The organism is uncultured Cetobacterium sp. (assembly GCF_947038635.1).
In the GTDB taxonomy this organism is placed as follows: domain Bacteria; phylum Fusobacteriota; class Fusobacteriia; order Fusobacteriales; family Fusobacteriaceae; genus Cetobacterium_A.
The window spans coordinates 1-23672 of sequence record NZ_CAMQXC010000015.1; the positions used below are offsets into that span (position 1 = coordinate 1).

A 23672-nucleotide genomic window follows, 5' to 3' on the forward strand; every position below is an offset into this window, starting at 1 on the left:
AACTCTGTTAGCTGAAGAATAATTTCCAGACTCAATAGCAGAGTATAGAGCTAATGGTAAAGTTTGTGTTCTTCCAGGAATATTTCCAGCAATTAAAATAGTTGCTCCAAATTCTCCAAAAGCTCGTCCAATTCCTAGGATAACTCCAGAAAAAACTTTTCGATAACTTAAAGGAAGATAAACGTACTTAATCATATTTAATTTAGAAACTCCAAGACATTGAGCTGTTTCTATATAAGCCTTGTCAATAGTATCAAAACCGACTTTAACTCCTTGATATATAATAGGTAAGGAAACTATAGTTGCTGCAATAGTAGCTCCTTCAAAAGAAAATATAAATCTAAAGTTAAAAAAATCATAAAAAATTTTTCCAATGAAGCTATTTTTTCCTAAAAAAATAATTAACATATATCCAATAACAGAAGGTGGTAAAAAAATAGGTAAAGTAACTACAAACTCTATTATTTTTTTTAGAGTATTTTTATTATTAAAAGAAAAATAAAGTATAATACTAAAAAGTAAATTAAATGTTAGAGATAAAAAAACAATACTCAAAGACAGTTTAAGAGGTGTAATCATTCCCAATTTTTTCCTTTTAAAAATTCTAAAAAGTTCTCTGCATCCTCTTTATTTTTAGTTGTTTTTGAGACACCAATTGAATATTCAATTGGTTTATGAAGATTTTTTGGAAAAACTTCAACAATTTTTGAATTTTTTAATAATTTTGTATCTGTTAGGTAGATAATTCCAAAATCAGCTTCTCCTAATTCAACGTAGGAAAGTACACTTCGAACATCTTTTCCGTATACTAAAGAATAACTTTCTAAAGGTAGGTGATTTAAAACTTCAGTTGCATATTGTCCGGCAGGAACATACTGAGGATCACCAATAGCTAATGTGCCACTGTTAGAAGATGTAGTGTTATTTTTTATTAAAACAAGAGAATTTTCCAAAATAACTTCTTCATTGAATATGTAGTTATTATCTTTTAAATCAATCATATAATCTCTATTAGCAAGAAAAATAATATCAACATCTCCACCTTGTTCAAGTTGTCTTTTTAGAGTTCCAGATCCACCTAAATTCAAAGTTATATTTAAGTTTGGATCTATCTTTTTATATTCTTGAATATTTTTTTCTAAATACTCTTTTAAAGATGCGGCTCCACTAATTAAAATCTCTTTTGAAAAAATAGATTGAACTAAGATAACAAATAGAAAAATAATTTTGCTCATTAAAAATACCCCCCTAAGATTTATTTTTATTATTTATTCATTTGATAAAGTGTGTAAAGACCTCTGATGCTTAATTCAGGACAATATTCATCAATCTCTTGAATCTCTGCAAAAAGGATTTTACCTAAACCTCCTGTAGCTATAACATATGGATCAGGAACAATTTTTTTGATTTCATGTATAATGTTTTTTAATTGTCCAGCATATCCATAGAAAATTCCAGCTTGAATTTGTTCTGCTGTATTTCTTCCAAGAACACTTTCAGGTGTGCTAAATTTAACTTTAGGAAGTTTAGCAGTATTCCCAAATAAAGCATTAATAGACATCTCTATTCCCGGTAAAATTCCACCACCAATATAAACTCCATCTTTTAAAACTTCATATGTCGTAGCAGTTCCAAGGTCAAATATAACAAGATTTCTGTTTGGATAATCAATTATAGCTTGAGCAATATCAATAATTCGATCAGCTCCAAAACCATTAATTTGAAGATTTTCAGCAAAAGAAAATGGAAGTTTTAAATTTAAATCTATAATCATAGGTTCAATTTTAAAGTATTTTCTTCCTAGGAATTGAAATATACCTATTAAATTTGGAACAACAGATGAAATAACAATTCCGTTTAACTCTTTAATTTCGACTTCATTAAAATCACATATATTTTTTAAGTATGAGAAGTATTCATCCTCAGTTAATTTTTCATTTGAAGACACTCTAAAGCTGAGTAATACTTCTCCTTTTGGATTAAGTAAACCAGTAACAATATGAGTATTTCCAATATCTACAGCTAAAAGCATGTAATCACCGCCTAATAAAAATTTAGATAATCCATATTATAAACTATATTTGAAAAAATGTAAATTTTTCTCGGATAAATTATTTAAATGAATTATAATGTAATAAATAGAGTATGAGGTGTTTGTATGAAGAAATCAGTAGGAATAGTTGTAGAATATAATCCCTTTCATAATGGACATAAATATCATTGTTTAAAGGCTAGAGAGCATGGTGATATTGTTGTTGCAGTTATGAGTGGAGATTATGTCCAAAGAGGAGAACCAGCTTTTATAGATAGATGGACAAGAGCAGAGTTAGCTTTAAAAAATGGAGTTGATATAGTAGTAGAGTTACCAATATTTTATTCAACTCAAAGTGCAGAGATATTTGCTAGAGGAGCAGTAGGGATATTAAATTTAATGAATATAGAAAAAATAGTTTTTGGATCTGAAACAGGAGATGTAAAAAAATTAATTGAAAGAGGAGATTTAGAAGAGCAAGAGGAGTTTAAAATAGAACTAAAAAAGCAATTAAAAGAGGGACATTCTTATCCAACAGCTTATTCAAATACTTTAAAAATATTGGATAAAATAGATGAACTAGATTCTAATGATATTTTAGGTGTTGAATACATTAAAGCTTTAAAGTTTTGGAAAAGTAAAATAGAACCAATTGCTATAAAGAGAGAAAAAAGTGGATATTATTCAGAAGATATAAGAGATGGGATTGCTAGCGCTACTGGTATTAGAAAAAAAATTCAATCTGGAGAAGAAATAAAAGATGTTGTACCTAATACAACATATGAAATATTGAAAGAGAGTTTAGAAAAAAATAGTTTTGCAAAACTACAAGATTTTTACCCACTTATAAGACATAGAATACTTTTAGAAAAAGAAAGACTAGAAAGAATTCAAGATATAGAACAGGGGTATGAAAATAGAATATATGAGGCTGCTTTTTCATGTAAAGAGTTTGAAAGTTTTTTTGAGAAAATAAAAAGTAAAAGATATACTCAAGGAAGAGTTCAAAGAATTTTAATTCATATATTATTAGGAATAGAGAAGAAACAAATAGACAGAGTAAAAGAAAAAATCCCATATATAAGGGTTTTAGGATTTACTAAAGAGGGACAAAATTATTTAAAAAGATTAAAAGATGAGGAGGTTGAAGTTTTAACTTCATTAAAAAATATACAAAAATATTTAGAAAAAGATTCACTAGATTTACTAGAGCAAAATGAGATTGCTAGTAAAATTTATGCTATGGTAAATCCATATGAAGATAGAAAAATACCGATAATTATAAAGTAGAGGTACTATGAAAAAAATAAAATTAACAAAAGATATAAAAGATATTTTAAATATTTTAAATACTTATGGGAAAGGATATATTGTTGGAGGTTATGTAAGAGATTATCTTCTTGGATTAAGTCCTAAAGATTGTGATTTTTGTACAGATATAGATTATCCTAAGTTAAAAGAAATTTTTAAAGATTATTCACCAAAAGAGATAGGTAAAGCTTTTGGAATAATTCAAATAATTTATAAAGGAAAGAGCTATGAGATAGCTAAATTAAGAAAAGATTTAGCATTTACATCTTTTAGAAATGTAGCCGAAGTAGAGTTTATTAGTGATATTTATGAAGATTTAAAGAGAAGAGACTTTACAGTTAACGCAATAGCTTATAATGGAGAGAATTTAGTTTATTCATCAGAAATAGAGATGAGCGATATAAGAAATAGAGTTTTAAGATTTGTTGGCAATGGAAAAAAGAGAATAGAAGAAGATCCTTTAAGAATACTAAGAGGTATAAGAATTGCAGGAGAAAAAGAATTATTAATATTAAAGGAGACAGAAAAAGAGATTAAAGAGTGTAAAAGTGAAATAAAAAGAGTTTCTATTGAGAGAATTCAAGATGAGTTTTTTAAGATGTTAAAAGGAGAAAATTCAAGTAATTCCTTTAGGCTTTTATATGATTTAGGAGTTTTTGAAGAGGTATTTCCCAAAACATATGAAAATATGAACTTAAATGAGGTTCTAGAAGAATTAGATAAAATAGATAGATTATTTTTATTAGAAGAATCTTTAATATTAAAATTAGTTATTATTTTTAGTAAAAATGAAGAGGAGCTAAATATTTTAAAATTGGATAATAAAAATAAAAAATCGATTTTGAATATAATTAGAAACTTAAAAAAAGTAAGAAATGACTGTAGTAAATATGAAATAAAGAAGATTATTATAAATATTGGAATAAAAGATTTTGAAAGTTTATTAAAGATAGAAGGTTTAAGAAATAACATATCTTTAATAAAAGAAAGATTTAATGAAATTATTGTAAATAATGAACCTATTTTTATAAAAGATTTATTGATTTCAGGAAAAGATATATTAGATTTGAAGATAAAAGATGGAAAAAAAATTAAGGAATTATTAGAAAAATCCTTAGATATAGTTTTAAAAAATCCTAAATTAAACCAAAAAAAATATTTACTAAAATTAATAGAGGAGGAAAAAATTTGAAGCGAAGAATACCTTTAGCAACACAGATATTTTATGGAGTAGGAGTAAGTTACGCTATTGTGGATCAAATATTTGCACAGTGGATATTATATTTTTATCTTCCGCCAGAAACTTCAGGACTTAAACCATTTTTAACACCAGTTTTAATATCATTGGCATTAGCTATTTCAAGAGTTGTAGATATGATCTCAGATCCAGTAGTGGGATATTTATCAGATAAATTTAACAGTAGATGGGGAAGAAGAATACCATTTATTGCCGTAGGAGCTATTCCATTGGCTATAACAACAGTAGCCTTTTTCTATCCTCCAATGGTAAGTGAAAAGGGAACATTTATTTATTTAGCACTTATAGGATCTTTATTTTTTACTTTTTATACAATTGTAGGAGCTCCATATAATGCTTTGATACCAGAAATTGGAGAAAATTCAGAGGAGAGATTAAATCTCTCTACGTGGCAATCAGTTTTTAGATTATTATATAGTGCAATTGCAATGATTCTACCTGGAGTTTTAATTAAGTATTTTGGTAAGGGAGATACATTAGTTGGGATTAGAGGTATGGTTATTTCATTAAGTATTTTATGTGTTTTAGGATTATATGTAACTGTTTTTTTAGTTCCAGAAAAAAAATACTCAAGACCTGTTGAACATGTTGGGGATATTAAAGAGATTTTAAAAGAGGTAGTAAAAGATAAAGATTTTAGGAATTATTTGTTAGGATTATTATTTTTCTTTGTAGGATTTAACTCTTTAAGAGCTATGATGAACTATTATGTTGAAGATATAATGGGGTATGGAAAGGAAACGATAACTATAGCATCAGCCTTATTATTTGGAGCATCAGCTTTATTTTTTTATCCAGTAAATAAATTATCTAGAAAATTTGGATATAGAAAAATTATGCTAGGATCTTTAGTTGGATTAATAATATTGACAATAGCTTTATCATTGCTAGGAAAAGTAATACCTGTAAAATATGGCTTCTTAATATTTGCTCTTTTAGGAATACCAATATCAGGGGCAGCATTTATATTTCCTCCAGCAATGATGAGTGATATAAGTGAAAAAATAAGTAAAAGAATAAATAATAGAATTGAAGGAGTTTGCTTTGGAATCCAAGGGTTTTTCTTAAAAATGGCATTTTTAGTATCAATAGTTGTCTTGCCATTAATGCTTGTTTTAAGAGGAAGTGGAGAGGTAACAAAGTTTGGGATATACTCATCAGCAATATTTTCAGCAGTATCTTTTGTAATCTCATATATATTTTATTTTAAATATAATGAATAGGAGGGACGTTGAAAAAAACAGAAATTGGGGCATTAATTATAATTTTTGCCTCAATTTTCTTTTTTAGGTTGTATTGGACAACTTTTAAAGAGAGGATTGAGGTAGGAGATATTATTGAATTAACTGGTAGAGTTGATGCAGGAAGAGGAAAAATTGAAAGTATAAATGGAAAATATCCAGCAAAAAACATGTATTTTACAGTAAATAAAATTGAAGATGGAGAAAAAATTATTTTAGGAGAAGTGCAGAAAATAAATTATTCTAAATGGGGAGTTCAGTACAAAATAGAGGTAGAGGAAGTAAAAAATAAAGAGAATATATTAAAAAGTTTTTTTATAAAAAAAATAAAAAAAATAAGTGAAGATTATTCTTTTAATTTAGAGCATTTTTTAAGAGCAACAGTCTTAGGAGAGGGGCATTTATTAGATGAAGAGATAAAAGAAAAGTTTAGATATACAGGAACAGTCCATCTATTAGTAATATCAGGATTACATATAGGAGTTATTATTGCTGGAATATCAATTTTTTTATTAAAGTTAAATATTCAAAAAAGAAAAAGGTATATCATAGCTTTTTTTATTTTAACATTGTATGTTATTTCTATTGGAAAATCTCCGTCAATATTTAGAGCTTATATAATGGGATCAATTTACTTATTAGGAAATATATTGTATGAAAAAGTAAATAGTAAAAAAAGTTTTGTACTAGCTTTTTGTTGTTCGCTTTTAATTTTTCCAACATGGATTTACTCTATATCTTTTTGGATGTCATATGTAGCAGTATTTTCTATAATTTTTATTTATGAAAAAATACCTAAAATAAAAAGATATAAAAATAAATATCTAAATAAAATATTAAATACATTATTAATGACTTTAACAATTCAACTTTGTATGACACCAATTTTTTTCATATATTTTAATACTATTCCGTTATTTTCAATTTTTAGTAACTTAATTATAATCCCAATAGCTTCAACTTTTATAATGATAAGTTTTATAACAATATTTTTATCAAATTTTTATTTGGAATTTTTGACGTCTTCATTGGTTAACTATATTTATATACTTTTGATAAAGAGTGTTGAATTAATGAGTGAAATTCCTTATTTGACTTTAGAATTATAGTTATGTTAAGCTATTTATGCGAGGTGATAAAAATGATTGTTTTAAAGGTTATAATTTTACTATTTTCTTTGGTGTTACATGAATTAGCTCATGGATATATGGCATTGTTTTGTGGAGATAAAACAGCAAAATACTCAGGAAGACTATCATTGAACCCACTAAAACATTTAGATCCAATAGGAGCACTAATACCAATTTTTATGTTATTAAGTGGTTCAAATTTTATAATAGGATGGGCTAAGCCAGTACCAGTAAATTATTTTGCTTTTAGAAATGGTAGAGTAGGAGAGTTCTTAGTCTCAATAGCAGGGGTTCTAACAAATTATTTGTTGATGATACTTGGAGCTATTTTAATAAGATATGGAGTTATACCTTTTAATGATATATCAATTTATTTTATAATAATAAATATGGCTTTGGGAACATTTAATCTTTTACCAATTCCACCATTAGATGGATCAAGAGTTATAGCATCATTTTTAAATGATGAAAATAGAATAAAGATATTTACTTTAGATACATACGGAATTTTATTTATAATAGCATTAAGTTATTTTGGAGCGTTAAATAAAATAATGTCTCCTATATATAATATTTTAGTGAGATTTATAGATTTGATAATTAGGAGTTAAATAGATGAAAAGTATAAAAAAAGCTGTGAGAATAGAGTTTGAAGAAAGAAAATCAAAGTTTATAGGTTATGCTAAACCGATCTCAACAAAAGAAGAAGCTGAAGATTTTATAAGCATGATTAGGGAGATGCATCCAGATGCTACTCACAACTGTACTGTTTATAGAGTTATTGATAATGGACAGGAGTACTTTAAAGCAGATGATGATGGAGAACCTAGTGGAACTGCAGGAAAGCCTATGGGTGAGATATTAACTTATATGGAAGTGAATAATGTAGTAGTAGTTGCTACACGATATTTTGGTGGAATAAAATTAGGAGCAGGTGGGTTAGTAAGAAATTATGCCAAAACTGCAAAATTGGCAATTTTAGAAGGAGAAGTTATTGAATTTATAGAAAGGTTTGAATGCTTGTTAGATTTTTCTTATGAAAAGATAAATGAAGTAGAAGCACTACTTATAAATGGAAACGAAGAGTTAGTAAATAAAGATTTTAATGAACGAGTAACGTATAGAGTGAAGGTTTCTAACGAAACATTAGAGAAGTTAAAAGAGATAAAAGATATACTAGTAATTATGTAAAAACAGGTAGATTAATCTACCTGTTTACTTTTATTTTATAATCTTTTTTTTTGAATAAAAATAACAATAATATAGTTAAAGTAATATAAGCAAACTCAACGACAATTATATAATATGGCCATTCTCCAAAATAGTTAAGAGGAGAGGAAAAAGTCGGCTTTCTATTAATGTAAAGATAGTTTGTTCCAAGAACAGTATTGATGAAATAAACACCAGCTGCAATAATATTTAAACCTAAAAATGAACCTGTCCAAGATTCTAAAGATGGTCTCAACTTAAATACTTTATATTCAACTATTGCAACGAAGATTATATAAAAATGTGTTGAAAAAAAGCTTATATTGAAAAAATGAGGGAATGTTTCTCTTACCTCAGGTGTTAATAGAGCAAAGACAGCTCCAATGGACCAAAAGAATGTTGCATATAAAAATGGTGTAAACCTAAATATAGATCCAAAGACCGCAAATATAAGAGTTATATTGCAAAGGTGTAGTGGAAGTAGCTGATACCAAGCCTCACCAATTAATTTATATCTAATAAAAAGCTCACCACATTTAATTAATAAAATAACAAAAGATATAATCCGCATAATTTTTTTAGGCTGTGGATTATATGCAACTCCAAAATAAAGAAACAGAAAAACCAAAGAATATCCCAAAAGATAAAAAAGATGTAATTTATCAAATAGTTCGAACTCCATGTACTCCTCCTAATTTATTTATGAAAACCTAAATCTGCAGGATTAATATCCCCAGAAACATGCTGAATAGTTCCACCTATACTTTCAAACTGAGCTCTTTTTTCAGCGGTTTTCGTAATAAGATTTATAGTTTTTTCATTTAGTGACGATTTATTATAATGCCCTTTAGACCAATAATCAATAATTAATTTACTATCTCCAAAAATTTTAAAATTTCTTTCTCTCAAAGCAATATCAATAGCTAGAAAAACACCGATTAATTCACCGTAGTTATTCGTACTACCTTGAGGAGCAAGATAATTTCCAAATTCATTTATCATTTTTTCAGGAAGAATATTATCGAGTAAAGAGATTCCTAAACGATTGGTAACTCTAACCTCAACTCCAATACCTCTTCCAGTTCCAGCATCAAAATAGATACCATCTTCTAATTTATTTTTAGCTTCCTGGATTTTTAATTTCTTATCCTCGTATAGACCACCATTTTTTAACCACTCTTTAGCTTCAAGCTCTGTTTTAAATGATTTATAACGAGCATTTTTTCCCTTAGTAGCATTTTGACATTCAGCCCAAGAGGTAACAATTTTTGAATAATTTTCTTTATCTATAATAAAAGCATAATATTTTATAGCCATAATTCTCCTTATGAATTTTTATACTATTTTATCATAAAATTAAAAAAAATAAAAAGGAAAGAGAAAAAATACTAAAAAAACTTCAGATCATTAGCAAAAAAATGTTGCAAAAGTTAAAAAATTATGATAAAATCTTTACGATAAATAGAAAGATTTTAGGAAGGTGAAATTAATGAGAAAAGGAATTCATCCAGAGTACAAAGTAATAACTGTTGATTGTACATGTGGAAACAAATTTGAAACAAGATCAACTTTAGCAAAGGGAGACGAGCTTAAAATAGCTGTTTGTTCAAACTGTCACCCATTCTACACTGGAAAAGCTAAGTTTATAGATGCAGCTGGAAGAGTAGAGCAGTTCAACAAGAGATTTGGATTAAAGAAATAAGAAAACGGGACTATGTCCTGTTTTTTTTTAAAGAAATATAACTAGGGAGGTTAAAATGGCTGTAATAGAAATAAATCATCCGCTAATACAACATAAATTAACATTATTAAGAAATAAGAATACGGATACAAAATCATTCAGAGAAAATTTAAATGAAATATCAAAGCTGATGACTTATGAAGTAACAAAAAATTTAGTTTTAGATGAAATTGAGGTTGAAACTCCTCTAATGAAAACAACTGGGTATACATTAGGAACAAACATCGCAGTTGTGCCTATTTTAAGAGCTGGATTAGGAATGGTAGATGGAATTGTATCATTAATCCCAACAGCAAAAATAGGGCATATAGGAGTTTATAGAGATGAAGAAACTCTACAACCTGTATATTACTACTGCAAACTTCCTGTAGATGTTCAAAATAAGCAAGTTATATTAGTTGATCCAATGTTAGCAACTGGAGGATCAGCAATTTATGCAATAGATTATTTAAAAAATGCTGGAGTAAAAAACATAGTATTTATGTGTTTAGTAGCGGCTCCAGAAGGTATTGCAAAAGTTTTACAAACACATCCAGATGTAGCAATCTATACAGCTAAAATAGATCAAGGATTAGATTCAAATGGATATATATATCCTGGACTAGGAGATTGTGGAGATAGAATATTTGGAACAAAATAGATAAAAAATAGCTGAAATTATTTCAGCTATTTTTTATTAAATTATTTTCAAGAAAAGTAAGCAAATTTTCTAGCTGATTTAAACTATTATCATTTAAAATTAATTTAAATTCATTATTTAAGTTTTCAATAAATTCGTTAACACACTCTTCTATTTTTTCTCCTTTTTTTGTTAAAGATACAGAAAAACTTCTGGCGTCAATTAACGAGGGTATTTTTGTTATATATCCTAATTTTTCTAATTTTGTTAAAGTTTTGCTAATAGCTGGTTTTTCGATAATTCCCATTTCAATAAGTTGTTTTGGCGTAGTTTCACCTAACTCTTTAATTTTAAAAAGTATTATACCTTGAGAAGCTTCTAAATTAAAATTTTTTAACTTTTCATTAAGGATTTTTCTTTGAAGTTTACTTATTCTTGAAACTAAAATGGGTATTTTTATTCTATTCATTTGTACCTCCCTCTATAAATAAAAGAAATCTAGTCAAAAACATTGAAAAAATAAGAAAAATAGTAATCTGTAAAGCTCTAGTAGAAGCTTTTGTTATAATATCACCATAAGGTGTAAGATATAGACATATTGGAAGTATAATGGCTCGAATCATTCCTAGAAAAAAATTTTTTTGAAGTTGAGATTTTCCATAATAGCCCATGAAAACCATAGGATATATAAAAATCATTAGTGCAAATGCAAAAATAATGGGATTGTTCCCAATTCCATTTATAAAAAATGAAAAGATTATAGCAAAAAAGCATCCTAGGCTATGTATAAAAATATTTAAAAAAGATAGTTTGTGAATTTTCTCTAAATTTAAATTTGTATATATTCCAGCTAAAGTAGCATAGGCAAAAAAAGTATCTCTAATATCGAAAAACATATATCCTAACCATAAACTAAAAACAATAATGGTTATTATTAAAATATGTATAATATTTTTATGAATATCTTCGCGATTAGATTTTTTCATTTCTAGATTAGTTTTTCCAGTTGGAAAAATTAATAATAATCCCCAACCAATTAACCCACCTAAAATTGTTACTAAAACAATATCAGTAACCATATTCTCAACTATTTTATCATTATATGTTGCGTATATGCTAGTAAAAGAATATCCTAAAATACTACTTCGAATACCATTAGGATGTTTATATGAGAAAAAAAAGCAACTAAAAAAAATTATAAAAGTAATACTAGCAAAAGCTAAAAGGTTTTCTCTAAAAATTTCTGTAAATAATAAGCCTACACCTGCAAAAAATGGAATCCACCAGTAGTTATAAAAGAAAAGTTTTATAGAAAAGGTTTTCATTGTGGTGACTACTCCAAAAGCTATTATTGGAATTTGAAAATTAAAAGAAAGATCAGTATACTTACTTAATAAAATTCCAATAGTAATTGCTAAAAGACTTCTCAAAATATCAGGTATAAAATTAGAATTTTGATTATGAGTATTAGTAGACATAATTAAACACCATTATTATATTAATCCAAATTTTAGCTAAGAAATTATAAAATATATTATTGGTATCTGATAAAAGTATAACGGAAGCCATAGAACCACTAGATAAATGTTTTATTAATTTTGAATTTTCTACAATAATAGAAACTCGTATTTTTCCATTGTCTCTAATCCAACGATTATCATTAGGAATACTAACTAAAGTACTAGAAGTACTATATCCTTGAGCTAAAATTGGACTTATATTTTCAACAGTACCATTAAAAATAACTCCTGGAATTCCATCGAATAGAATTAAAGCTTTTCTACTAGATGTGATTGATTTTATATTTTTTTCTTTTAAATCAACATTGACTTTTAAAATATTGTCATTTTTTATATAAAATAAAGGTGTATTTTCTTTAATAGATGTATTTTGATAAAAATTATCCATAACTACTTCACCATTAATAGGAGAAAGAATAGTTGTATCTTTAAGATTAATACTAGCTTTTTCGAGAGCTCCTTTTGCTATTAAAAGAGCAGGTGTAGAATCTTCGTTTATTTTATACTTAGTTAAAAGATTATCTAAGGTTCCTTCACTATTTTTTAAAGTTTTTTCAGATTCAAGAGTTTTTATTTTCATATTATTTAAATCAATTTCACTGACAAAGGTTTTTTTGTATAAAGCTTCAAATTTTGACAACTCTTTTTTATTTCGTAAGTAGATATTTTTATTTTTTTCAACAATTATTTTATTTTTCTCAATATCACTTTTTAAAGTTTTAATAGAATCTAAAACTTCATTATATTGACCTAAAGCTGAAGTGTAAGATGCTTCATACAGATTTTTATCAATACTGAATAATGGTTGATGGATATTAACAATTTCTCCATTTTTTACAAAAATTTGATCGACACTACCAGAGACTTTACTATAAACTGGAGCTATTTGATATTCTAAAAATGCTCTAGAAGAATAGGGAATATTCATTTGAAAAGTAACAGATAAAAATAGAAATACTAAAAAACTCAAAAAAATACTAATGTAAATTAACAAAGCTTTCTTTTTATAATTCATGTTATCACTCCTAAATTAAAAATAGTTTCCTTGGAAACTATTTTTAATTTTACTATTTTTGGAAAAAAAATACAAGATAAATTTATTTGAATTATTATATTTATCATTATATAATTTAAAACAAAATTAAAAGTAACGGGAGGAAAAGTGTTAAGTGTTATAATTCCAGCTTATAATGTTGAAAAGTATATTAAAAGATGTATAAATTCTGTTTTAAGTCAAGATTTAAAAAATATTGAAATTATAGTTATAGATGATGGATCAAAGGATAAAACGTCTGATATTTGTTTAGAGATATCTAAAAATAATAAAAATATAATATATAAAAAAGCTCAAAATAGCGGATGTAGTGCAGCTAGAAATTTAGGGATTTCAATGGCTAAAGGAAAATATATAGCTTTTCTAGATTCAGATGATTGGGTGGACTTAGATATGTATATAAATATGGTAGAAGAAGCTGAAAAAAATCAAGCAGATATTGTAATATGTGGATTTAAGAAATTAGATGAAAATAAAAATCTCCTTTCAACAGTTAAAATTCCTAAAAGAAATACCAAAGATGAGTATATAGATTGTACTACAGAGTGGTTTTCATCACCGTGTAATAAAATTTATAAAAGAGATTTATTAGAAAAAAATGATATTAAATTTTTATTAAATATCTATACTGGTGAGGATATGTTTTTTAATTTTATATGTTTTTTTTATAGTAAAAATATTATTTCTTTAGATGAACCATATTATAATTATTTTATGAATCAAAATTCGGTTTCAAATAATTACAAAAATAGGACAGATATTTATATTGTTATAAGAGAATTAATCTTTTTTTATAAAAGAAATGGGGCATATGAAGAAAATATAAATAAAATTAGGGAATGCTTTAAATATCATGGTATAATGTATCCCTTTGATGTACTTCAAAAATTAAGTGAAAATAAAGTTAAGAACTGGAAAAGGTTTTATAGAAAGATAAAAGAAGAAATAGATAAATTAAAAGAAATAGATAAATTAAAAGAAATAGAAACTATAGATATAAAAATATATTACTATTACAGAATTTTTAGATTAAAAATGATGTGGCTTAAGCGATTTAAAAAAATGTTAATAGAAAAATAGGGTGAGGGACAGTGAAAAAAATATTAATAAAGGCATATGCACAATTAAATTTAGGAGATGATCTTTTTATAAAAATGCTTTGTGAAAGATATAAAGATACAGAGTTTTATCTTTTTGCTACTCCTGAATATGAAAATTTAAAAGGGATTGAAACAAACAATTTAAAGATTTTATACAATAATACTTTTGCAAAAAAGATATTGTTTCGTTTAGGAAGAAAATTTGGAGTATCTAATATATTAGAAGATTTAAAGGCAAAAGAGTTAGATGGTGTTGTCAATATAGGGGGATCAATTTTTATAGAAAATGATTTTTCAAAAGAGGACTTTAAAATAAGAGAAAGAAATTTGGAGTTTGGAAAAAATTATTTTATTTTGGGAGCAAATTTTGGTCCTTATAAAAGTGAAGCATTTAAAAGTATGTATCATGATTTTTTTAAAAAATGTAAGGATGTATGTTTTAGGGAAAGATATTCATATGAACTTTTTAAAGATTTAGAAAATGTAAGATTTGGAAAAGATATAGTTTTTAGTTTAAAGCAAGATACTGTAGCAAAAGAAGATTACGTTTTATTTTCTATAATTTTACCATCAGCAAGACCAGGATTTTCGGGAATAGAGTCAGAGTATTTTAATAGATTGAAAACATTAACTTTAGATATTATAAAAAGTGGAAAAAAAGTTAAATTTATGTCATTTTGTCAAGGTGAAAAAGATGAAGAAGCTATAAAAAAATTACTAAATATGATCCCAAATGAACAACATAAGTATATTTCTAAATATTTTTATAGAGGAGATATGAATGAAGCATTAGAAATATTAAATAAAGCTGATAGTATTGTAGCCACAAGATTTCATGCAATGATATTAGGATTTGTTCTTAAAAAACCTGTATTTCCAATAGCATATAGCAAAAAAATGACAAATGTTTTAGAAGATTTAGAGTTTAAGCAAAATTATGCTTCTTTAGAAAATTTACAAGGTTTAAATTTTGAAAAATTTAAAGAAAATGAAGTGTTGTCTCCAAATATACTTATAAGAGCAGCTCAAGATGGAGAGAGACATTTTTTAAAATTAGATGATTTTTTAAGTGAATAGAGGTTGATATGGCTAGAAATGAACTAAAAATAGGAACGGCTCTTTCAATGATGACGATAATTATAAGTTCAGTTATTCAGATTGTGTATACACCTTTATATATGAGATATTTAGGACCAGGAGATTATGGGATAAACTCATTAGTTCAATCAATAATGGGATATATAGCTATTTTGAACTTAGGATTAGGAAATACAATGCTAAGATACACAACAAGATATAGAGCTGAAGGAAAAGTAGAAGAAGAAAAGTCATTAAATGGAATGTTTTTAGTAATTTTTTCTATTTTAATGACAATAGCTTTTATTATAGGAGTTTATATTTATATTAATATAGGAAGATTTTTTGGAGAAAGATTCACGCAAATAGAACTTCAAAAAACAAAAGCAGTATTTGTAATATTAGCTTTAAATGTGATTATATCTTTTCCAATGGGAATTTTTTCTACTAATATAACATCTAAAGAAAAATTTATATATCAAAGAGGAATAAAATTGATAACAATTATATTAAATCCTATTGTAGGAGCAATCCTGATGATGAATGGATTTGGTCTAATAGCAGTAACTGTTTCAACTGTATGTTTTGCAATAGTGTCTTATTTGTTTGATATGATTTATGCTTTCAGATTAGGAATGAAAATAAAATTTTCTAAATTTAATAATGATATTTTAAAAGAGATATTTGTTTACTCGTTTTTTATTTTTTTAAATGTATTAATTGATCAAATTTATTGGGGAACAGATAGAGTTATAATTGGAAAGTATGTTGGAGTTCAAGGAATTGCTATATACTCTGTTGGAGCAATATTTAATACTCTTTATATGGGATTTGCATCAGCTGTTTCAGGTGTTTTATTTCCAAGAATAAATAGATTAATAGTAGAGGAGAAGCATCAAGAAGTAGATGATATGTTTTTAAAAATTGGAAGATTACAATATATTCTTTTAGGACTAATTTCTTCAGGATTTATATTATTTGGAAAAGATTTTATAACTTTGTGGGTTGGAAAAGAATATATTGAGGCATATAAAATAGCATTATGGATAATGATACCGTTAACAGTTCCCTTAATTCAAAGCACTGGTGTAAGTATAATGCAGGCTAAAAATATGCATCAATTTAGATCAATAGTTTATTTTATAATAGCTATTTTAAATTTAGTTCTAAGTATTATTTTTGTAAAAAAAGTTGGAGCAATAGGATGTGCAATAGCTACGGGAATTTCTTTTATTTTAGGACAGATAATAGTTATGAATATATATTACAAAGTTTCAGTAAAACTAGATATAATTAAATTTTGGAAAAATATTATAAAAATGTCAATACCAATAGGAATTGTTATGGTATTTGGATATATTCTAAACTATTATTTAATAGAGATTAACTATTTAAATTTTTTAATAAAAATAGGACTTTATACAGTAGCTTATGGAATACTACTTTGGTTTATGGGATTAAATAGTTATGAAAAATCTCAAGTTTATATATGGAAAAAATAAAAAAGTGATGTAATTAAACATCACTTTTTTTATTAGTAATATATTCCTCTGTTAAGAAATGAATTCCTAAAAATAAGATATACCATCCAAAAACAACATACACAGCTTTGTCAGTTAATAGAGGTAATACTATAATTAAAGAACCAAATAAAAAATGTAAAAGACCTTTTACAATAACTAAGATTTTTACTTTAGCTTTTGTATTCTCCCAAGATGTAAGTTTATTATCTCTACCTAAAATTAAGATTAAGCCCTTTAGACATAGAAGCCCACCAATATAACTTGTAAAAAATAATTGACTAGTAAAAGTGTTTAAAAGAATGATAGCTACAGATATAAGCTCAATTATTCCTTCACCTAGAACAAGTCCCCAATGGAAGTATGGACTTTTTCGATTTGTCATTGAATAGAAAATATGATATATACCATTTAAAAATAAAACAGTACTTAAAATATACTCTATATTTTGATTAAAAAATCCCATATTACTAATTCCAAGAGCACCTATTAAAATATAAAAAATTCCTAATGTTAAGAAAAATGATTTAAATTTTATTGCCATTATAAAATCTCTCCTTATAAAGAATAGTTAGTAAATGAATTATATCAGAGTTTAGAAAACACTTCAATTAAAAAAAACTTCACATAAATGCGATAGATTGATATAATATTAAAAAAGTTTTTTTAGGAGGGACAGATGTTTTCAAAAAATATACAAAATTTAAAAACATCTCCAGTGAGAGAGTTAATACCATATTCAAAAAAAGCTAAGGATGCTGGTGTAGATATAATACATTTAAATATAGGTCAACCAGATTTAGAAACTCCAAAGGAGTTCTTTGAAGCAATAGAGAATTTTGGAGAGAGAACAATAGCTTATTCAGACTCATCAGGGAGAAAAGAGTTAATAGACTCGATAAAAAAATATTATAATAATTTAGGGATAAATTATGAAAATGATGAAATACTAGTAACTGCAGGTGGAAGTGAGGCACTACTATTTACACTAATGACACTTTTTAATACAGGTGAAGAAGTTTTAATTCCAGAACCATATTATGCAAATTATAATAGTTTTTTTGCTATGTTAGGAATTAAAGTTGTTGGAATTCCAACAAAATTTGAGGAGAATTTCAAACTTCCAGAAAAAAATGTAATTGAAAATTTAATTACAGAAAAAACAAAAGCTATAATGTTTTCAAATCCAGGAAACCCGACAGGATCAGTTTACTCGAAAGATGAGCTTTTAATGTTAAACGAAATTTCAAAAGATAGAAATCTATTTTTAATAAGTGATGAAGTTTATAGAGAGTTTATTTATGATGGGAAAGATACAGTTAGTTGTGGAACTTTTGTAGATAATTTAGAGAGAATAATCCTTATAGATTCTATTTCAAAAAGATTCTCAACATGTGGTGCAAGAGTTGGAACGATATTAAATAAAAATAAAGAATTTATGTCTTATATTTTAAAATTATGTCAATCGAGATTATCAATATCAACTCTTGATATGGTTGGAGCAGAAGCATTATATAGATGTATGGGTAAAGATTATTACGAAGCTGTTAATAAAAAATATATGGAAAGAAGAGATTTTCTGTATGAAGGATTAAATAAAATAGATGGAGTGGTACTAAATAAGCCAGAAGGAGCATTTTATTGTATTGTTGAACTTCCTGTAAAGGATGCAACAGATTTTTCTAAGTGGTTATTAGGAGAGTTTTCATATGAGAATTCAACAGTTATGTTAGCACCAGCAAAAGGTTTCTATCAAAATGAAGAGTTAGGATTAAATAAAATTAGAATATCATATGCTTTAGAGTTGGATAGATTAGAAAAAGCGATAAAAATAATAGATTTAGGATTGAAAAAATATAATAATAAATAAAAAAACGCTAGAATTCTAGCGTTTTATTTTTTTGAAAGAAGCTCTCTAAATTCTTTAGCAGTCATTCGATTACTTTTAATCTCTTTTTCTATTTTTATAGGAGCAGCCACCTTAGGTGTATATAAAGAGTTTGTAAGAGAGTTAATATGTGTAATAGCTACAGCAATGGCATCAGCGGCGTCATCTGGTTTAGGAATATCTTCTAGCTTTAAGATTTTTTGAACCATAAGCTGTACCTGTTTTTTATCAGCTTTACCATAACCAGTGATACCCATCTTAACTTGAAGTGGGGTATAACTTTCTATTTGTAAATTATTTTTTTTCCCAGCTAGGATTATAACACCTCTAGCTTGTCCGACACTAATAACCGTTTTATTATTTTTAAAAAAGAAAAGCTCTTCAACAGCCATGAATTGTGGAGTATAAAAATCTATAATCTCCTCAAGTTCGTTAAAAATTTGTAATAGTCTATCTTCCATAGGAAGATTTTTATCAGTGAAAACACATCCATATTTTATTAAATTAATTTTATTTTCTTTATAATCTACAATTGAATACCCAACGATTGCAGTACCAGGATCAATACCTAAAATTCTCAAAAAAATCACCTCTAAAATAGTTTAACATGAGATAAGAAAAAAAACTAGGAGGTGTATATAAGTTTAAAAATTATGGTATAATAGAAAACATAAAAAGATAGCATAATAGGAGAGTATATATGATTTTAAAAAGAGCTATGGCAGCACAAATAATAGAAGAGTTAAAGATACAAAATAAAAAAGTAGTTTTTACAAATGGATGTTTTGACATTTTACATGTGGGACATTTAACATATTTAAATGAGGCTAAAAGACAGGGAGATATACTTGTTGTTGGAGTAAATTCAGATGCATCTGTAAAAAGATTAAAAGGTGAAAGTAGACCAATTAATAATGAGGTAGATAGATCTGAAATGCTTTGTGGTTTAAAAGCTGTAGATTATACAGTTATATTTGAAGAGGATACTCCTTGTGAGTTATTAGATGAACTAAAACCTTCAATTCATGTAAAAGGAGGAGACTATACAAAGGATGATCTTCCAGAAACAAAGATTGTAGAGAAAAATGGTGGAGAAGTTAGAATTTTAGGGTTTGTAGAAGGAAAGTCTACAACAAATATAGTTAATAAGATACAAGGATAGGTGAATTATGAAAAAAATATTAACATTTGATGAAATCAATAGATTAGCTAAAAAACTAGCAGATTATGTTTCTCCAAATACAGTAGTAGCTTTAATAGGTGATTTAGGAACAGGGAAAACAACGTTTACAAAAACTTTTGCAAAAGCTTTTGGAATAGAAGATAATTTAAAAAGTCCAACATTTAACTATGTTTTAGAGTATTTAGATGGAAGATTACCTCTTTACCATTTTGATGTGTATAGATTAGGAAGTCCAGAAGAAATTTATGAAATTGGTTATGAAGATTATATAAATAATGAAGGAGTAGCTCTTATAGAGTGGGCAAATATAATTGAGAGTGAACTACCTAAAAAATATATAAAGATAGAGTTTGAATATGCTTTAGATAAAGAATATCAAGAGGTTAGAAGTATTAGTTTAGAGTATATAGGAGATAAAGAAAAAGAGGAGGAGATGTTAAAATATGTTGATTTTAGCAATTGATACATCTACAAATATAGGAACGGTAGCTATCTATGATAGTAAAAAAGGTGTTGTTGGAGAAATAACTTTAAATGTAAAACAAAATCACTCAGCAATAACAATGACAACAATAGATACACTATTTAATTTAACTGGAATAGATAAAAAAGAGATTGATAAAATTGCTGTTAGTACAGGACCAGGTTCATTTACAGGAATAAGAATAGGAGTAGGATTAGCTAAAGGATTAGCATATGCTTTGAAAAAGCCAATCGCTGGAATAAATGAATTAGATTTACTTGCAAATACGTATAATGGTGATAAAAAAGTTATAGCAATGTTAGATGCAAGAAAGGAAAGAGTATTCTCTGGAGTATATAAGAAAAAGAATGATGCCTTTATGTTAGATGGAGAATATATGGCTGAAGAACTAGAGAATATATTAAATATTGTGGATGAACAAACTGTATTTGTTGGAGATGGAGCATCTGCGTATGAAGGTATAATAAGAGAAAGATTAGGAGATAAATGTATATTTATTAAAAAATCTTTAAATATATCTAGAGCTTCTTTATTAGCTGAATTAGCTGAAAATAAAGAGGATAATTTATTTACTCTTGAGCCATACTATGTAACAAAATCTCAAGCTGAAAGAGAAAAAGAAGGTAAATAAATATCGAGGTGGGCTTATGAACTCTTTTAAATTAAAAGATGGAATCTATTGGATTGGAGCACTAAATCCAGATCTGAAAGTGTTTGATGTAATTATGGAGACTCAATTTGGGACAACGTATAACTCTTATTTAGTTAAGGGAGATAAAAAAATAGCAGTTTTTGAAACTGTAAAAGAAAATAAGTTTCAAGAGTTTTTAGAAAGATTAAAAACATGTTTAGATGACATCAGTAAAATTGACTATATTGTATTAAACCACACAGAACCAGACCATTCGGGATCTGTTGGAAAATTATTAGACTTAGCACCAAATGCTAAAGTTATTGGATCAAAAAATACAATTGAGTTTTTAAGAGGTATATTAAATAAAGATTTTCCCCATATAATTGTAGGACAAGATGATACTATATCTTTAGGAAATAAAACATTGAAATTTATATCAGCACCGTTTTTACATTGGCCAGATTCAATGTATACTTATATAGAAGAGGATAAATATCTAGTGACATGTGATTCCTTTGGTTCTCATTTTAGTTTTGATGGTATATTATTATCAAAGGTTCCAGCTGAAAGACATAAAGATTATATGGTCGCTTTAAGATATTATTACATGTGTATATTTTCACCTTTTAGAAAATATATGTTAGAGGGAATTGAAAAAATTAAGGATTTAAAAATTGATGCTATACTTCCAGGGCATGGTCCTGTTTTAGACATTGATATTGATAAAATGATACAAACATATAAAAATTGGTCAACAGTAAAAAATCCAAATGAATTCAAAAGTATTATAATTCCATATGCAACAGCTTATGGCTATACAAGAGAGTTAGCTCAAGAGATTGAAAAAGGAATAAAGGATTACAATTCTACTATAGAGGTAAAAAGTTATGATTTAAACATAGATAACTTTGGAAAATTAGAAGGTGAAATTTTAAGAGAATTTCAATGGGCAGATGGAATACTATTTGGAAGTTGCACTATAAATGGAGATACATTACCGGTTATTTGGAATCTTTTAACATCGCTAAATCCAATTGTTCATGGTGGAAAATATGTATCAGCGTTTGGAAGTTATGGATGGAGTGGAGAGGCTGTTCCAAATATAATTTCTAGATTAAAAGAACTTAGAATGCATGTTATAGATGGAATGAAAGTTAATTTTAGAGCATCTAGAAAAGATTTAGATATGGCATTTGAATTTGGAAAAGAGTTTGCAATGCATATGTCTTTGAAAACACTTCCAGAGAAGGTGGTGGATACAGTTATGGAAAATTTAAATCCAGATAGAAAATTAATGAGATGGACATGTAGCGTTTGTGGAGAATCTTATATTCAAATTGATCCTCCAGAAGTTTGTCCGGCATGTGGAGTTGGAAGAGAATTCTTTGTCCCATCATCATTAGATAAAAAAATTGAAAAAAGTGATGTCGAAGAAACAATAGTTATAATAGGTGGAGGAATTGCAGCTTTATCAACTGCTCAAGTAATTAGAGAAAGAAATGACAAAGCTAAGATAGTTATTTTATCTAAAGAAAAAGAGTATCCATATTATAGAACACTATTATCAGAAATGATTGGAGAAAATATTTCAAGAGAAAAATTCTTAGTAAAACCAGAAGAGTGGTATAAAGATAAGAAAATTGAAATTTCTTTAGAAAAAACAGTGGAGGATATAGATTCTAAAAATAAAATTATTAAAACAGAAGATGGACAAGAAATATCGTATGATAAACTTATTATAGCTACAGGAGCAAGAGCTATGGTCCCAAGCATTGGTAACTCTCATTTAGAAGGAATATTTACTGTTAGAAATAAAGAGGATGTAGATGCGATAAAAAACTATTGTATTGGAAAGAAAAAAGCTGTTGTAATAGGTGGAGGAGTTTTAGGACTAGAATCAGCATGTGGGCTTCAGAAATTAGGATTAGAAGTTTCTGTTATTGAGATGATGCAAAGGATGCTTCCAAGACAACTTGACGAAGAAGGTTCAAAAATATTTGAAACATGTATAAATAAAAGTGATATAAAGCTTTATAAAAACTCTAAAGCAGAAAAATTTGATGGAACTCAAAAAGTAGAGGGAATTCATTTAGATAGTGGAGAAGTAATTGAAGCAGATATTGTTATAATTAGTTCAGGAATAATTCCGAATAAAGAGTTAGCTGAAAAAGCAGGTATTGCTATTAATAGAGGAATAATTGTCAATGAAAAAATGGAAACTTCTATAAAAGATATTTATGCTTGTGGAGATGTGGCTGAATACAAGGGAAATGTAATTGGATTGTGGCAAATATCTTCAGATCAAGGTAAAGTAGCAGGTCTTAATGCAGTTGGAATTGCTGAAAAATATGAGGATAAAATACAACCAGTTACTTTTGAAGGAATGGGAACAAAAATATTCTCAGCAGGTGGTGTTTTAGAAACTCAAGATTCTATTTGTGAAAGAGATTATGATGATTTAATTTATAAAAAATTAAACTTTAAAAATAATGAATTATCATCTGGAATATTAATTGGAGATATAGAAAAAGGTATAGTCATAATTAAAGGATTAAAAGATAAAGAAAAAAAAGGAAATCTATTAAAAAAGTTCTATAAATAGGTAGTAAATTAAAATTGACAAAAATAGTTGTCTATGTTAAAGTACAAATATATTTAAAGGAATATTTTC

At 26.7% G+C, this 23672-nt stretch carries 26 protein-coding genes; 16 read left to right on the forward strand and 10 right to left on the reverse strand.

All coding sequences use genetic code 11. From position 1 onward, the window contains the following. The 3 genes from Q0V08_RS02970 to Q0V08_RS02980 all read right to left on the reverse strand — a co-directional run. A partial coding sequence (locus Q0V08_RS02970) for an ABC transporter permease subunit (protein WP_297431953.1) occupies positions 1-579 on the reverse strand: 579 nt, incomplete at its 3' end. Further along, complete coding sequence (gene modA, locus Q0V08_RS02975; RefSeq protein WP_297431955.1) at positions 576-1235, reverse strand: molybdate ABC transporter substrate-binding protein; 660 nt, start codon at positions 1233-1235, stop codon at positions 576-578. The genes modA and Q0V08_RS02970, both read right to left, overlap by 4 nt. A 29-nt stretch (positions 1236-1264) precedes the next feature. Next, positions 1265-2032 carry a type III pantothenate kinase gene (locus Q0V08_RS02980; protein ID WP_297431957.1) on the reverse strand — a complete coding sequence of 256 codons (768 nt, stop codon included), beginning with the start codon at positions 2030-2032 and terminating at the stop codon, positions 1265-1267. A gap of 126 nt (positions 2033-2158) precedes the next feature. Between Q0V08_RS02980 and Q0V08_RS02985 the strand changes: the two genes are divergently transcribed. The 6 genes from Q0V08_RS02985 to Q0V08_RS03010 are packed head-to-tail and all read left to right on the forward strand — an operon-like array spanning position 2159 to position 8163. Continuing rightward, entirely contained in the window at positions 2159-3322 is a 1164-nt protein-coding gene (locus Q0V08_RS02985) for a nucleotidyltransferase (RefSeq protein WP_297431959.1), read from the forward strand. Between the two features lie 7 nt (positions 3323-3329). Beyond that, on the forward strand, positions 3330-4535 hold the full coding sequence (locus tag Q0V08_RS02990; protein WP_297431961.1) for a CCA tRNA nucleotidyltransferase: 1206 nt from the start codon (positions 3330-3332) through the stop codon (positions 4533-4535). Next, positions 4532-5824 (forward strand): MFS transporter, encoded by a 1293-nt coding sequence (locus Q0V08_RS02995; protein ID WP_297431963.1) that lies wholly within the window; start codon positions 4532-4534, stop codon positions 5822-5824. The genes Q0V08_RS02990 and Q0V08_RS02995 overlap by 4 nt, the downstream gene beginning before the upstream one ends. Before the next feature lie 8 nt (positions 5825-5832). Further along, the gene (locus Q0V08_RS03000) at positions 5833-6951 is read left to right on the forward strand and encodes a ComEC/Rec2 family competence protein (RefSeq protein ID WP_297431965.1); all 1119 of its coding nucleotides are present in this window, start codon (positions 5833-5835) and stop codon (positions 6949-6951) included. Positions 6952-6983: 32 nt separating this feature from the next. After that, positions 6984-7583: a site-2 protease family protein gene (locus Q0V08_RS03005; protein ID WP_297431966.1), complete on the forward strand. Its 600-nt coding sequence runs from the start codon at positions 6984-6986 to the stop codon at positions 7581-7583. Positions 7584-7587: 4 nt separating this feature from the next. Then, entirely contained in the window at positions 7588-8163 is a 576-nt protein-coding gene (locus Q0V08_RS03010; protein ID WP_297431968.1) for a YigZ family protein, read from the forward strand. A gap of 16 nt (positions 8164-8179) precedes the next feature. Here Q0V08_RS03010 and Q0V08_RS03015 read toward each other — a convergent pair whose 3' ends face one another. Both Q0V08_RS03015 and Q0V08_RS03020 read right to left on the reverse strand, forming a co-directional pair. Continuing rightward, a complete protein-coding gene (locus Q0V08_RS03015; RefSeq protein WP_297431969.1) occupies positions 8180-8863 on the reverse strand; it encodes a TIGR02206 family membrane protein in 684 nt (227 codons plus the stop codon). Between the two features lie 14 nt (positions 8864-8877). After that, on the reverse strand, positions 8878-9498 hold the full coding sequence (locus tag Q0V08_RS03020; RefSeq protein ID WP_297431971.1) for a ribonuclease H family protein: 621 nt from the start codon (positions 9496-9498) through the stop codon (positions 8878-8880). A 172-nt stretch (positions 9499-9670) separates the two neighbouring features. Between Q0V08_RS03020 and rpmE the strand changes: the two genes are divergently transcribed. Together rpmE and upp are read left to right on the forward strand one after the other, a co-directional pair. Beyond that, complete coding sequence (rpmE, locus tag Q0V08_RS03025; protein WP_023051931.1) at positions 9671-9883, forward strand: 50S ribosomal protein L31; 213 nt, start codon at positions 9671-9673, stop codon at positions 9881-9883. A gap of 55 nt (positions 9884-9938) precedes the next feature. Then, positions 9939-10562, forward strand: coding sequence for a uracil phosphoribosyltransferase (gene upp / locus Q0V08_RS03030; protein WP_023051930.1), 624 nt, complete (start codon positions 9939-9941; stop codon positions 10560-10562). A 22-nt stretch (positions 10563-10584) separates the two neighbouring features. Here the strand turns inward: upp and Q0V08_RS03035 are convergent, their stop codons facing one another. The 3 genes from Q0V08_RS03035 to Q0V08_RS03045 are packed head-to-tail and all read right to left on the reverse strand — an operon-like array spanning position 10585 to position 13076. Beyond that, positions 10585-11010 (reverse strand): MarR family transcriptional regulator, encoded by a 426-nt coding sequence (locus Q0V08_RS03035; RefSeq protein WP_297431975.1) that lies wholly within the window; start codon positions 11008-11010, stop codon positions 10585-10587. Then, a complete protein-coding gene (locus Q0V08_RS03040) occupies positions 11003-12019 on the reverse strand; it encodes a hypothetical protein (RefSeq protein WP_297431977.1) in 1017 nt (338 codons plus the stop codon). Before Q0V08_RS03040 ends, Q0V08_RS03035 begins: the two co-directional genes overlap by 8 nt. Then, entirely contained in the window at positions 12009-13076 is a 1068-nt protein-coding gene (locus Q0V08_RS03045; protein ID WP_297431979.1) for an efflux RND transporter periplasmic adaptor subunit, read from the reverse strand. Before Q0V08_RS03045 ends, Q0V08_RS03040 begins: the two co-directional genes overlap by 11 nt. A gap of 147 nt (positions 13077-13223) precedes the next feature. On the opposite strand from Q0V08_RS03045, the gene Q0V08_RS03050 reads away from it, so the two are divergent. From Q0V08_RS03050 to Q0V08_RS03060, 3 genes are read left to right on the forward strand one after another with little or no spacing between them, the layout of a single operon-like run. Continuing rightward, on the forward strand, positions 13224-14195 hold the full coding sequence (locus Q0V08_RS03050) for a glycosyltransferase family 2 protein (protein WP_297431981.1): 972 nt from the start codon (positions 13224-13226) through the stop codon (positions 14193-14195). Between the two features lie 11 nt (positions 14196-14206). Continuing rightward, a complete protein-coding gene (locus Q0V08_RS03055; RefSeq protein WP_297431982.1) occupies positions 14207-15292 on the forward strand; it encodes a polysaccharide pyruvyl transferase family protein in 1086 nt (361 codons plus the stop codon). 8 nt (positions 15293-15300) lie between these two features. Beyond that, positions 15301-16794: an oligosaccharide flippase family protein gene (locus Q0V08_RS03060; RefSeq protein WP_297431984.1), complete on the forward strand. Its 1494-nt coding sequence runs from the start codon at positions 15301-15303 to the stop codon at positions 16792-16794. Positions 16795-16807: 13 nt separating this feature from the next. Here Q0V08_RS03060 and Q0V08_RS03065 read toward each other — a convergent pair whose 3' ends face one another. Beyond that, positions 16808-17356 carry a DUF308 domain-containing protein gene (locus Q0V08_RS03065; RefSeq protein WP_297431986.1) on the reverse strand — a complete coding sequence of 183 codons (549 nt, stop codon included), beginning with the start codon at positions 17354-17356 and terminating at the stop codon, positions 16808-16810. 135 nt (positions 17357-17491) lie between these two features. Here Q0V08_RS03065 and Q0V08_RS03070 point away from each other — a divergent pair, with 135 nt between their 5' ends. Further along, positions 17492-18682 (forward strand): pyridoxal phosphate-dependent aminotransferase, encoded by a 1191-nt coding sequence (locus tag Q0V08_RS03070; protein ID WP_297431988.1) that lies wholly within the window; start codon positions 17492-17494, stop codon positions 18680-18682. Between the two features lie 23 nt (positions 18683-18705). Here Q0V08_RS03070 and ruvC read toward each other — a convergent pair whose 3' ends face one another. Continuing rightward, positions 18706-19281 (reverse strand): crossover junction endodeoxyribonuclease RuvC, encoded by a 576-nt coding sequence (gene ruvC / locus Q0V08_RS03075; RefSeq protein WP_297431989.1) that lies wholly within the window; start codon positions 19279-19281, stop codon positions 18706-18708. A 119-nt stretch (positions 19282-19400) separates the two neighbouring features. On the opposite strand from ruvC, the gene rfaE2 reads away from it, so the two are divergent. The 4 genes from rfaE2 to Q0V08_RS03095 are packed head-to-tail and all read left to right on the forward strand — an operon-like array spanning position 19401 to position 23603. Then, the gene (rfaE2, locus tag Q0V08_RS03080; RefSeq protein WP_297431991.1) at positions 19401-19862 is read left to right on the forward strand and encodes a D-glycero-beta-D-manno-heptose 1-phosphate adenylyltransferase; all 462 of its coding nucleotides are present in this window, start codon (positions 19401-19403) and stop codon (positions 19860-19862) included. A 7-nt stretch (positions 19863-19869) separates the two neighbouring features. Next, the gene (tsaE, locus tag Q0V08_RS03085; RefSeq protein WP_297431993.1) at positions 19870-20346 is read left to right on the forward strand and encodes a tRNA (adenosine(37)-N6)-threonylcarbamoyltransferase complex ATPase subunit type 1 TsaE; all 477 of its coding nucleotides are present in this window, start codon (positions 19870-19872) and stop codon (positions 20344-20346) included. Continuing rightward, complete coding sequence (tsaB, locus tag Q0V08_RS03090) at positions 20327-20998, forward strand: tRNA (adenosine(37)-N6)-threonylcarbamoyltransferase complex dimerization subunit type 1 TsaB (protein WP_297431994.1); 672 nt, start codon at positions 20327-20329, stop codon at positions 20996-20998. The genes tsaE and tsaB overlap by 20 nt, the downstream gene beginning before the upstream one ends. A gap of 16 nt (positions 20999-21014) precedes the next feature. Further along, a complete protein-coding gene (locus Q0V08_RS03095) occupies positions 21015-23603 on the forward strand; it encodes an FAD-dependent oxidoreductase (RefSeq protein ID WP_297431996.1) in 2589 nt (862 codons plus the stop codon). Positions 23604-23672 lie beyond the last annotated feature (69 nt).